This window comes from Testudinibacter sp. 'clade 2' (genome assembly GCF_006227735.1).
Lineage (GTDB): Bacteria > Pseudomonadota > Gammaproteobacteria > Enterobacterales > Pasteurellaceae > Chelonobacter.
In genome coordinates, this window is record NZ_VDHB01000117.1 from 17759 (window position 1) to 29570 (window position 11812).

Below are 11812 nucleotides of genomic sequence, written 5' to 3' on the forward strand. Positions count from 1 at the left end.
TCCTAATATTAAGTGGTTAAGTTAATTAAATTTTTTAAAAATAAGTGAGGTATTGACACCGCCAAAGGCAAAATTATTACTCATCACATAATCCGTTGTTTCACAAACGGCTTGTGTCTGAATATAGTTTAAAGGCGCACAGCGTTGATCCACTTCATCCAGATTAATCGTTGGAATAAACAAGCCGTCATTCATCATCGCAATACTAAACCAAGCTTCCAACGCCCCACAAGCACCCAGTGTATGCCCCAAATAGCTTTTCAGCGATGACACTAGCGGTTTATCATGCAACACATTGAATGTTGCGTGGCTTTCGGCTATATCGCCCCGTTCGGTTGCCGTACCGTGCAAACAAACGTAACCGATCTGCTGAGCCGACACACCACTTTGCCTCAACGCCTGCTCCAAACAGATTTGCATCGTTGATTGTTGCGGTTGGGTAACATGAGCCGCATCACAATTGGTGGCAAAACCGACAATTTCGGCATAAATCATTGCACCGCGCGCAACAGCATGTTCCAACTCCTCCAAAATAAGGGTTCCGGCGCCCTCGCCCAACACCAAACCGTCTCGGTCTTTATCAAACGGGCGTGGCGTCAAGTGCGGTTGCTGGTTTTTTTGACTGGTGGCAAACAAGGTGTCAAACACCGCGACTTCGCTCGGACACAGCTCCTCTGCGCCACCGGCAACCATCAAATCTTGATAACCGTGTTTAATCGCCTCATACGCATAGCCGATTGCTTGGCTACCCGAAGTACAAGCGGTGGACGACGGGATCACCCGTCCGCGTAAACCAAAATAGAGGCTGATGTTGGCAGCAGTCGTATGCGGCATCATCTGAATGTAAGTCTGTGCCGTAATATTATGAGTGTGGTGTTCGGTCATCATAGAGGCAAACGCTCGAACCGGATCGGTGCTGCCGGTGCAAGAACCATATGCCACGCCCATTCTGCCGTCCATAATGTCACTGTTTTCCGTCAATCCGGCTTGTGCTAACGCCTGTTCCGTCGCCACGACTGCCAATTGCGACACTCGCCCCATGCTGCGGCTTTTCTTCTTACCAATATGTAGCGGCAAGCTAAAATCCGTTATCGGCGCCGCCAATCGACTTTGCAAGCCGTCATAAATCTCCCACTGCGGCATATAGGCAACAGCATTTTTATACTGCAACATGCGGCTTTTAATTTCGGCCCAGTTACTACCAAGTGCGGTCACCCCAGACATTCCTGTTACCACAACGCGTCTATTTTTCATTTTTTTTCCTTAATGGCTACAATGCCTACACCATGCCGCCATTCACAGCAATCACTTGGCGAGTGATATAGCTTGCCTTATCACTCATTAAAAATGCCACTAAATCCGCAATATCTTGTGCTTTGCCCATCCGCTGCATTGGAATCATTGGCAACGCATATTTCAAGGTATGTTCATCAACCATTCCGGTGTCAATCAGCCCCGGTGCAATGCAGTTGACGGTAATATTGCGTTTTGCCAACTCCAGCGCCAACGCCTTTGTCGCCCCGATTAATCCGGCTTTTGAGGCGCTGTAATTCACCTGTCCGCGGTTGCCGACCATACCGGAGACACTGGATAAGGTGACGATTCTGCCACCTTTTCTGGCGCTGATCATCGGCATAATCAAGGGGTGTAACACATGATAAAATGCATCTAAATTAGTGTGGATCACCGAATCCCAATCGTCTGCCGTTAATGCAGGAAAAGCAGCGTCACGGATAATCCCAGCATTTAATACCACGCCATAATACGCGCCGTGCTGTTCAATATCTCGTTCAATGGCTGCTCGGCACTGCTCACGCTCAGCCGCATCAAACTGCATCAACCGCACTTTTGATCCCAAAGCCTGAATCTGTTCAGCACACGCTTGCGCACCGACTTGATCACGACAGTAGTGTACGACAAGGTCAAATCCCTGCCGTGCCAATTCAATTGCGGTGGCTCGGCCAATGCCTTTGCTCGCCCCAGTCACTAAGATTGTTTTTGTAGTTTGCATAATCTCTAACTATTATTTTTAAAAACTAAAAGATAGCTTACTGCTGATCTAATAAAGCCGCCAACTCAGTTTCAGACGGCTGATAGGTGGTTAAACGCGCCGATGCTAGACATTTTCCATCGAGATCCAAAATTCGCGCATCAAAACTTGCCATCAGCTGATCTTGCATCAACATATCCGCCTCGATCAGCAGTTGATCGCCAACATTATAGCCATCAACAAAATGCTTACACTGCCGCCCACCTAGCAAGAACCCGATTTTAGGTGCAGCCTCGCCCTGTTGCTTTCCTTGAACACCCGCCCAAACACCCACAGCCTGCGCCATCAATTCAATACTGATCCACGCCGCTACGCACTGGTTTGGCTGTATAAAAAGGCGGTGTTTCTCACCGATAACCACACTCACGGTTATTTGCGATGCCGAACAGGTGATTACGTTATCCACCAGTAACATCGGTTCCCGATGCAATAAATAACATTCTGCACGCGTGTCCATCGTATTCAACAACACTAATCACCTGCCTGTTGATATCGTTTCACAATTAAGCTGGTATTGTTACCACCAAAAGCAAATGAATTGCTCATCACCGCCGCCTTTTGTAACCGTTGGTGAGAGGTGATCAGACCGATTGGTGGCAAACTCGGATCCAGACAATCCGGCTCAGTGGTTTGCAACGGCAAAACCGCACTTTGATCAGCAAAATGTTCTAACAAAAGGCAAGCCAATCCTAATTCCGTCGCACCAGCCGCGCCCAACGTGTGACCGGTTAATTGTTTGGTGCTGCTACAAGGCACGCGTCCAAAAACAGCAGCGACTGCCAAACTTTCCATGCTGTCATTCAAAGGTGTGCCGGTGCCGTGCAAATTTAAATAACCAATATCCTGCGGCTGCAACCCCGCTTTATTCAACGCTTGTTGCATCGCACTTGCTGCTCCCACGCCTTCTGGATGCGGCGCAGAAATATGGTGTGCATCACTGCTTTCGCCTGTAGCTGCCAATTGCAGAACAGCTGGCTCTTTTGATAACACAAAAACTGCTCCGGCCTCACCAATATTAATCCCTTTACGCGTTTCACTAAACGGTGTATTCGGCGTGAATGAAATCGATGCCAACGAATGAAAACCGTTTATGGTCAAATGACATAGTGTATCAACGCCGCCAACAATCACCGCATCGACTACCTGACTGTTCAATAAACGTTCCGCCGTGATAAAGACACGAGCACTAGAAGAACACGCGGTTGAAATCGTCAAATTCGGTCCGTGAATATCCAAATAGTTTGCTGCAAATTGAGAAATTGAACCAAGTTCCTGCGCCCGATAGTGATAATTGGGATGTGCCTTGTGTTGCTGTGCTGCTTGAATATAGGATTCGCCCTGCTCAATCCCTGCGGTGCTGGTTCCCATCACAATCGCAATCCGCTCCCGTCCAAAGCGCTCGATCAACGATTGAATTTCTGGATTCAACTGCTGCAAACAAAACGCTAAAACTTGATTATTGCGACAATCATAAAGTTGTAATTCTTCAGGAATCGGGGGTAACTCCGCTTCTATATGTCCCAGCCACACTTCAGCATTCGGCAAATAATCACTGTTTTTCGCCAAACGCAAATTCTGTTGTTGCAAATTTCGCCAAATTTCCGCTTTACTGTTTCCCAACACATTGCACATGGCGTACGCTTGAATAAAAATATTATTTTGCATTTTTGTTATATTCAACCACCAAATTTTGAATTGAAATCATATAATTAAAGCGGTGATGTTGAATGGAAACCACCTGTTGTGGCGATGCTTTATCATATAAAATCGTGATCACGGCATCCCCTTTGTCATCCAGTAAATTGCGCCGCAATCCTTGTTGAACTAAATTCCAATCTTTTGGCAAATAATGCTGCCAGGTTTTCAACGGCAATACGCTTAATAAAATATCGCCGACTACTTGATTAATCGGTGGCAACGTCTGTTCTGCAAAGGGCAATTGTTGTGTCACTCGCAACTGCTCACCATCATATTCCACTTGTGCCAATTTGATGCCCAAGGTAGAAAAAACATTCAATGTTAAATGCTGTGGCGAAAGCTCAAGTGCGGTTAGTACGGATTCAGAATTGGGTGAAACATCAGTATTAACCGTTAACAACTGCTGTAAAACTAAGGTAGGGGACTGAGTTAATGAAGGCAAACGAACGAAGTTGTTACCACGTTCAAGATAATAATCAGTGCCGGTTCTGCTCTGACAAGATACCAATAAAAAGAGAATAACCAAGAAAAAATATCGCACGCTTACCAGCCCGATGATTTGAGAATCAATTGTATTTCAAGTAATACATAAGTTTAGAGAATTTTTGCATAAAAGGGAATATTGATAGATTTATTAATTACAAAAACATGACTTAACGCACATTAAACCCTCAAATCCAAGCTACAATAAAACCGTGCTGACTGCGCCGACACGGTTTTATTTCCAATATTCAATAAAATTATTGCAACAACGAAATATCCGCCACTTGCAAGAACAATTCACGCAGATTGTGCAATAGCGCCAAGCGGTTGTTGCGCAACGCCGGATCTTCGGCATTCACCATCACATTATCGAAGAAATTATCAATCGGCTGGCGCAAGGCGGCTAGCTGCTCAAGTGCGGTTTGATAATCGCCATTGGCAAACAGCGGTTGCAATTTTTGTTGCAACGCCGTCACTTGCTCCGCCAACGCAATTTCCGCTGCATCTTGGCACAAAGTGCGGTTGACTACAGTCGGTAATTCCCCTTCCACTTTTGCCAAAATATTCGATACACGTTTGTTGGCGGCTGCCAGCGCTGCGGCGCAATCTAAGGTGCGGAAATGTGTCACCGCGCGCACGCGTTTGTCAAAATCGGCAGGTTTGGTCGGACGGCGTGCCAACACTGCTTGGATCACATCCACGCTAAAACCTTCGTCTTGGTACCAGGCACGGAAACGACCGAGCATAAAGTCCACTACGTCCGCCACCACGTTGGTATTGCTCAGCTTATCACCGTATAATGCCACTGCACTTTCAACCAGTTGTTGTAAATCCAACGGCAGTTTTTTCTCGACGATAATCCGCAACACGCCCAAGGCGGCACGGCGCAACGCAAACGGGTCTTTGTCGCCTTTCGGGTGTTGCCCGATACCGAAAATGCCGCTCAGGGTATCCAATTTATCCGCCAACGCCACCGAACACGCCACTAAACTATGCGGCAGTTCATCGCCGGCAAAACGTGGCATATACTGTTCGTTCAATGCCACTGCGACGGCTTCGTCTTCGCCATCATGACGGGCATAGTGCATGCCCATCACTCCCTGGGTATCGGTGAATTCAAATACCATATTGGTCATCAGATCACATTTCGACAGCAAACCGGCACGTTTGGCTTGGGTTTCGTCCGCACCAATTTGTGCTGCGATAATGCCGCTTAATGCCTCAATGCGTGTGGTTTTGTCACGCAACGTACCAAGCTGCTGTTGGAATAATACGCTTTCCAAACGTGGCAAGTTATCTTCCAAATGTTGTTTTAAGTCGGTTTTGAAGAAAAACTCCGCATCGCTTAAACGTGGACGCACCACTTTCTCGTTGCCTTCGATGATTGCCGTTGGATCTTGCGGATTGATATTGGAAACGAAGATAAAGTGCGGTAATAATTTTCCGTCTTTGTCATAAATCGGGAAATACTTTTGGTCGCCTTTCATGGTGTAAACCAAGGCTTCCGCCGGCACCGCCAAAAACCGCTCCTCGAAGGTTGCGGTCAGCACATTCGGGTATTCCACCAATGAAGTCACTTCATCCAGCAGATCCTCTTCAATATCCGCCACGCCGCCAAGTGCGCTCGCTTTTTCTTGCGCTTTTGCCAAAATTAAGGCTTTACGCTGCTCAAAATCGGCAATCACGCTGCCTTTTTCCGCTAACAACGCAGGATATTGATCGGCATGGCTGATTTGGAATTCACGTTCGCCTAAGAAACGGTGTCCGCGAATAGTCGTGCCACTCGCTACGCCCAAAATTTCGCCTTCAATCAATTCATCACCCAATAACAATGTAACAGTATGCACCGGGCGGATAAATTGTACGGTTTTGTCTGCCCAACGCATCGGCTTGGCAATCGGTAATTTAGCCAACGCATTGGCAACCAAATCGATCAACAGCGTTTTGGTCTGCTTGCCGGCTTCCAACGTGCGGTAAAACAACCATTCGCCTTTATCGCTGGCGACTCGCTCCGCCTGCTCCACAGTAATGCCACAACCACGCGCCCAGCCTTCTGCCGCTTTGGTCGGCTTGCCTTCGGCATCAAACGCCGCCGCCACTGCCGGTCCGCGTTTTTCGATCTGCTTGCTCGGCTGTTCTGTCGCCAACGCACTCACTTTCACCGCCAAACGACGAGGTGCGGCAAACCAGGCTACGTTGTCGAAGGCTAAGCCTTCTTGAGTTAGGGCTTGCTGTATATTCTCGGCAAATGCGGTTGCCAATTTTTTCAACGCCTTCGGTGGCAACTCTTCAGTGCCGATCTCAACCAGGAAATTTTGTGTTGTCATTTTTGTTCTCTTTATTAACTTAACGTAGCTTAACCACGTTTTATTCATCAAATATAGTCTATTAAAAACCGCACTTTAATACCTATTTTAAGGCGGAAGTGAGGCTTTATTAATGGGAAAATCGCTGTTTTGCTTTTTTGACTGCCAAATGCAATCGCTGTTCTAATAACTTTTTAGATGGTAATACGGTTAAATACTCAGCAATATGGATATCCGATTGCTTTAAATCCAATAATTCTACTTGTTCTTGCTTTTTTGAAGTACACAGAATAATGCCCAATGGTGGATTTTCATCTTCTTCCTGTTCATATTTTGCCAACCATGCCAAATATAATTCCATTTGGCTTTTATGCGCAGGTTTAAATTTTTCTGTTTTCAGTTCAATTGCAATTAACCGCTTTAATTTGCGATTATAAAACAGTAAATCAATATAAAAATCATCTTCATCAATCTGAATACGTTTCTGCCGTGCGATAAAAGTGAATCCTGCTCCCAGTTCCAATAAAAACTGTTCTATTTCTCGCAAAATAGCATCTTCAAGATCTTTTTCTAAATACCGATCATTCAACTCTAAAAAATCCAAAATATAGGGATCTTTTAATACCAAAGATTGATTATACTGCCCTTGCTTTCTTAATAAATTAAGCTCTTGAATAACGGTTTCATCGGGCTTTTTAGAAATCGCTGTCCGTTCAAATAATAACGAACCGATTCGCTCATCTAAGGTTCGAGTAGACCAGCATTCTTGTGCCGCCATCGTGGCATAAAACTCTCGCTTTAATGGATCCTCAATATACGACAAGGTTTTAAAATGCGTCCAACTTAATTGTCCACGCAGTGCGTGGACAATCTCAATATCTGAAAAGATTTCTGCAAATTTTATACAATATAATAAATGGGTACGTCCCCAACCTTTGCCGAACTGTTCTGTCAATTTTTTAGCTAATATCGTAATAACTTGCTGACCATAATCTCCACGATCACCTTGTAAAACATATTCATTGATCCGCTTCCCAACATGCCAATACAATAAGGTCAATTCCGCATTGACAGCAACCGCCGCTCGCTGTTTTGACGATTGGATCAATTCACTGATTTCGTTCACAAAGATTTGTGAATTTTCTACTGAAATTAACAGGTTATTATCCATTTAGTTATACTTTACTTTATACATTGCCGCTGCTTCTCGCACTTGCATTACACTAGTCGTCAATTGCCGTTCCAATTCTTGTTCGGTCGGTAAATATGCGACATATTTTGAGCTGAAAATCTGTTTTCTGTCGGCAAGCACCGAATATTTCGCCACTGCTTCACTCTGTTCGCTGCATAAGACTAAGCCGATGGTCGGGTTATCATCTTCGCCTTTAAATTGCTCGTCATATAAACGCACATAGGTATCCATTTGCCCGATATCTTGATGCTTCAATTTGCCGATTTTGAGGTCAATCAATAAAAAACATTTCAGTTTGAAATTATAGAAAACCAAATCAATATAAAAATCTTCATCGTCAAACCGTACGCGTTTTTGTCGTTCGACAAAGGCGAAACCTTTACCGAGTTCCAACAGAAAATCTTGCAAATTGCTAATAATCGCTTGTTCAATCTGGTTTTCTTGATAGGTTTTATCTTGCAAATTCAAGAAGTCCAAAATATAGGGATCACGCAGATAATCGTGAATGCTTTCTTTTAACGGTTCAGTTTTTTGTTCCGCTTCTTGCGTAACCAAGGCTTTATTTTGACTTGCCAATAACCGTTCGTAATATAAAACCGAAATTTGGCGATCTAAGGCTCGAGAAGACCAGTTATTTTCAATCGCTTCTTGCTGATACCATTGCCTCGCTTGTGGGTTTTCAATGCGAATTAAACTTCGATAATGTGTCCAACTCAATTCGAGACGCACTGCGTCTCGAATTGGAAACGCTAAATAAAACAAGCGCATATTGCGTAAATTGGTAACATCAAATCCCTTACCAAACATGTCCGTTAAGCGGTGCGAAATCTCTTGTAACAGATGTTTTCCGTATTGCGCACGCTGTTCACCTTGTTGTTCGTCTTCCACAATCAAACGTCCGATTTCCCAATAGCTTTGCACCATCGCGATATTCACCGTCTGCCGCACTTGCTGGCGTGCTGCGGTGATAATATTCGCAATATTACTGATTAATTGCTGCTCGGTCGTTTGCAGTGAATTCATAGACTTAACCCAATCGGCGTTTTAATTCATTCAGCTCAAGAATAATTTCGCCGTTTGCCATCAACAGTGCCGGAATGCCGATATAGCCCTTTTGTTTCGCCTCATCAAAAGTGCGGTCAATATCACGCAGTTTTAAAAAGCGTTTAAAATTTGCCATACTTTCAAAAATATTCACGCTTTCATACTCCACCTTTAAGGCATCTAACTCCGCCACAAACGGCTCGGTGTCGGGGCAAAGGTGTGCGAAAAACAGAACTGGCTTGGTCATTGTTTACCTACTTCTTTATTGCAGTTTATTTTTTACAGCCCGGAAAGCCCAAGGCTTCACGGCTGGCATAATAGGCTTCAGCAACGCCTTTCGTCAGCGCACGAATGCGTAAAATATAGCGCTGGCGTTCGGTCACCGAAATCGCTTTGCGTGCATCCAACAAGTTAAAACTGTGCGCTGCTTTTAAAATACGTTCATAAGCCGGAAGTGGCAACGGTTTTTCCAATGCTAACAGTTGCTGCGCTTCTTTTTCGTATTGTTCGAAGCAGTAAAATAAAAATTCGGTGTTGGCGTATTCAAAGTTATAGGTCGATTGCTCCACTTCGTTTTGGTGGAACACATCGCCATAAGTGGTTTTGCCCAACGCACCGTCCGACCACACCAAGTCATACACGCTGTCCACACCTTGAATATACATCGCCAAGCGCTCTAAACCATAGGTAATTTCGCCGGTCACCGGCTTGCACTCCAGACCGCCCACTTGTTGGAAATAGGTAAACTGGGTCACTTCCATGCCGTTCAGCCACACTTCCCAACCCAAGCCCCAGGCGCCCAGCGTCGGATTTTCCCAGTTGTCTTCCACAAAACGGATATCATTCTGCGTCGGGTCAAAACCAAGCATTTTCAAACTGTCTAAATACAGCTCCTGAATGTTATCCGGTGACGGTTTGATCACCACTTGGAATTGGTAATAGTGCTGCAGACGATTCGGGTTTTCGCCGTAACGCCCGTCGGTCGGACGACGCGACGGCTGCACATAGGCAAATGCCATCGGCTCCGGCCCTAACGCCCGAAGTGCGGTCATCGGATGTGACGTGCCCGCCCCGACTTCCATATCAAAAGGTTGCACCACCGTGCAGCCCACGTTTGCCCAGTATTCTTGCAGGGCGAGAATCATACCTTGAAAGGTTTTTACGTTGAATGTTGAACTCATGTTTAGTTATCGCTGATGGTTAAGAGAAAATGGCACACATTATACTTGAATTTAGGCGAAAGGTCATGGTATTGCACACTGAAAATGCGAAAGTGCGGTCAGAGATTGCTGCTGACCGCACTTTAATTCAATCTTAAGCGGATTAAAGCGTATAAACCCCAACCAGATAAGCCCGATCAAGAATATGCCCCTGCATCGCAAAATGGAGATCATTAAAGCCGAAACCCGGTGCTAAATCCAATTCGCAATCCAGTGCATAGACATAAAGCTCATAACGGTGATCCGCATTCGGTGGCGCCATGCCGCCGTAAAACGAGGCTTCTTCCGCCGATAAGCCGCCCAATTTTCCCGACCAGCTATTTCTGCCTTGCACATAATCGGTAGCGGAAATGCTGTCGTTTTCCGGCAACGATGTGCGCTGCAGATTGGCGACCAGCCAATGAATCCACACATAGCCCGCCGCCCCGACCGCATCTTTATCTTCCAACACCAACGCAAACGACTTTGTGCCTGCAGGCACATCGCTGATGTCCAGCGGAATCGAATAGTTCGGCATGCCGTTCGGACTGAATTGCGTGCCCCGCTTGCCGTATTTATCCTCAAAAAACCCGTTTTTAATCGCTGAACTGCTGACTTTCATATTTACTCCTCCGTTAATCCTGCAATACGCCACTATTAAACATCGGTAAACCTATCACCCGAAGGCTATCACGATAAATACCCAATAGATCCTTGGCACTGATTTGTTGCAGCTCATCCAGCGGTTTATCTAATGCTGCCACCGATTGAAATTGAATATCTTTAGGTCCTGATTCCCAAGTCGCTATTTCAAATAACGTCTGGCCACGACGCACGTGACTGCCTGAACTAATTAAAACCGCATGTTTAATTCCATGTTTTGCCAAGGCATAACGCGAGTACAAGGCATTTTCTACCGTTGAATTAGCATAGTTATCCGCATAAATCCGCTTGCTGGCAACGCCATGTTCTATTAACCATTGCTTCATCAAATTGGCTTCGGTTTTATTATTTTTTGGCACGCCACCGGTGACAATCAGCAACGTATTCGGGTTCTGCTTAGCCAGCTCAAGTGTTTTTTCTAAACGTTGGATCAAAATATCATTCATACTGCCATCGGGATGAAGCACATATCCTAAAGTCACAATAGCAGATTGCGGCGGCAGTTTCTCATCTAACTTATCTACAATAGGTTGCTGCGCAATACGATCGATAGTTGCAAACATTTTGTTTAATACTGCTGCCTTTTCCGGCGATAATTCTTTTAACCGTTCAAAATATTCTTCACTCTCCTTTTTGTTGTTACTAAAACGATTCCACGTCGCCAAATAAATATGGGCTTTAGTATCATCAGGAGCAACATCTAAAACTCGCTTATACAGCTCAATCGCCTGTTCAACATTCCCGTTATAAATATTGGCATTCGCCGCGCCGAACAAAAAATCAACCCGATATGGCTCTAATTCATAAGCTTGCAGCAACAGTGTGGCAATGCTTTCCATATTGCTCGGCAACTTGGCAGTAAATCCGGCATCAGAAACTCTCGCCGGAGATTTTTGAAAAATCACCGCTTGCTCTAGTAAATCATCAACAACCTGCCGCTGGGTGACCAGCTGCTCATAATTCATTTGCGGCTGTAGCGTTTCGATCTTTTCTGGAGCGGCCATCGCAGCAAAACTGAAACATGACAGCGTAAAAACGGCCATAAATTTACTGAATTTATCCAAATAGTTCATGTTTTCCTCCTAAAAAATTGATGACAATTTATCCTAACACCAATCGTATTACCTGTTTATTTTTTAATAAATGAGTATGACCCACTTCAATTTTATTTAACAAA

General features: G+C 45.1%; 12 protein-coding genes. All 12 read right to left on the reverse strand.

Annotated elements, in window-relative coordinates; genetic code table 11:
- Positions 1-21 precede the first annotated feature (21 nt).
- The 12 genes from FHQ30_RS09400 to FHQ30_RS09455 all read right to left on the reverse strand — a co-directional run bounded on the left by FHQ30_RS09400 (position 22) and on the right by FHQ30_RS09455 (position 11639).
- A complete protein-coding gene (locus FHQ30_RS09400) occupies positions 22-1254 on the reverse strand; it encodes a beta-ketoacyl-ACP synthase (protein WP_139611247.1) in 1233 nt (410 codons plus the stop codon).
- Between the two features lie 25 nt (positions 1255-1279).
- Positions 1280-2011, reverse strand: a complete 732-nt coding sequence (locus FHQ30_RS09405; protein ID WP_139611246.1) for a 3-ketoacyl-ACP reductase FabG2 — start codon at positions 2009-2011, stop codon at positions 1280-1282.
- Positions 2012-2048: 37 nt separating this feature from the next.
- Entirely contained in the window at positions 2049-2519 is a 471-nt protein-coding gene (locus FHQ30_RS09410; RefSeq protein ID WP_139611245.1) for a hotdog family protein, read from the reverse strand.
- 2 nt (positions 2520-2521) lie between these two features.
- Positions 2522-3715: a beta-ketoacyl-[acyl-carrier-protein] synthase family protein gene (locus FHQ30_RS09415; protein WP_139611244.1), complete on the reverse strand. Its 1194-nt coding sequence runs from the start codon at positions 3713-3715 to the stop codon at positions 2522-2524.
- A complete protein-coding gene (locus FHQ30_RS09420; protein WP_176552631.1) occupies positions 3705-4190 on the reverse strand; it encodes a DUF3261 domain-containing protein in 486 nt (161 codons plus the stop codon). The genes FHQ30_RS09415 and FHQ30_RS09420 overlap by 11 nt, the downstream gene beginning before the upstream one ends.
- A 298-nt stretch (positions 4191-4488) precedes the next feature.
- Positions 4489-6558 carry a glycine--tRNA ligase subunit beta gene (gene glyS, locus FHQ30_RS09425; protein ID WP_139611242.1) on the reverse strand — a complete coding sequence of 690 codons (2070 nt, stop codon included), beginning with the start codon at positions 6556-6558 and terminating at the stop codon, positions 4489-4491.
- A gap of 109 nt (positions 6559-6667) precedes the next feature.
- Positions 6668-7708 carry a PDDEXK nuclease domain-containing protein gene (locus FHQ30_RS09430; protein ID WP_139611241.1) on the reverse strand — a complete coding sequence of 347 codons (1041 nt, stop codon included), beginning with the start codon at positions 7706-7708 and terminating at the stop codon, positions 6668-6670.
- The gene (locus FHQ30_RS09435; RefSeq protein ID WP_139611240.1) at positions 7709-8752 is read right to left on the reverse strand and encodes a PDDEXK nuclease domain-containing protein; all 1044 of its coding nucleotides are present in this window, start codon (positions 8750-8752) and stop codon (positions 7709-7711) included.
- 4 nt (positions 8753-8756) lie between these two features.
- Complete coding sequence (locus FHQ30_RS09440; RefSeq protein ID WP_139611239.1) at positions 8757-9020, reverse strand: hypothetical protein; 264 nt, start codon at positions 9018-9020, stop codon at positions 8757-8759.
- A gap of 25 nt (positions 9021-9045) precedes the next feature.
- Positions 9046-9954: a glycine--tRNA ligase subunit alpha gene (glyQ, locus tag FHQ30_RS09445; protein ID WP_139611238.1), complete on the reverse strand. Its 909-nt coding sequence runs from the start codon at positions 9952-9954 to the stop codon at positions 9046-9048.
- A 142-nt stretch (positions 9955-10096) separates the two neighbouring features.
- The gene (locus FHQ30_RS09450; RefSeq protein ID WP_139611237.1) at positions 10097-10594 is read right to left on the reverse strand and encodes a YbhB/YbcL family Raf kinase inhibitor-like protein; all 498 of its coding nucleotides are present in this window, start codon (positions 10592-10594) and stop codon (positions 10097-10099) included.
- 13 nt (positions 10595-10607) lie between these two features.
- Positions 10608-11639, reverse strand: coding sequence for an ElyC/SanA/YdcF family protein (locus FHQ30_RS09455; RefSeq protein ID WP_326480850.1), 1032 nt, complete (start codon positions 11637-11639; stop codon positions 10608-10610).
- Positions 11640-11812 lie beyond the last annotated feature (173 nt).

Excerpts from the sequence above, each read along its gene's own strand:
- glyQ (WP_139611238.1), bottom strand. The coding sequence starts at position 9,954 with ATGAGTTCAACATTCAACGTAAAAACCTTTCAAGGTATGATTCTCGCC.
- FHQ30_RS09440 (WP_139611239.1), bottom strand. The coding sequence starts at position 9,020 with ATGACCAAGCCAGTTCTGTTTTTCGCACACCTTTGCCCCGACACCGAG.
- FHQ30_RS09455 (WP_326480850.1), bottom strand. The coding sequence starts at position 11,639 with ATGGCCGCTCCAGAAAAGATCGAAACGCTACAGCCGCAAATGAATTAT.
- FHQ30_RS09400 (WP_139611247.1), bottom strand. The coding sequence starts at position 1,254 with ATGAAAAATAGACGCGTTGTGGTAACAGGAATGTCTGGGGTGACCGCA.
- FHQ30_RS09435 (WP_139611240.1), bottom strand. The coding sequence starts at position 8,752 with ATGAATTCACTGCAAACGACCGAGCAGCAATTAATCAGTAATATTGCG.
- FHQ30_RS09450 (WP_139611237.1), bottom strand. The coding sequence starts at position 10,594 with ATGAAAGTCAGCAGTTCAGCGATTAAAAACGGGTTTTTTGAGGATAAA.
- glyS (WP_139611242.1), bottom strand. The coding sequence starts at position 6,558 with ATGACAACACAAAATTTCCTGGTTGAGATCGGCACTGAAGAGTTGCCA.
- FHQ30_RS09430 (WP_139611241.1), bottom strand. The coding sequence starts at position 7,708 with ATGGATAATAACCTGTTAATTTCAGTAGAAAATTCACAAATCTTTGTG.
- FHQ30_RS09405 (WP_139611246.1), bottom strand. The coding sequence starts at position 2,011 with ATGCAAACTACAAAAACAATCTTAGTGACTGGGGCGAGCAAAGGCATT.
- FHQ30_RS09415 (WP_139611244.1), bottom strand. The coding sequence starts at position 3,715 with ATGCAAAATAATATTTTTATTCAAGCGTACGCCATGTGCAATGTGTTG.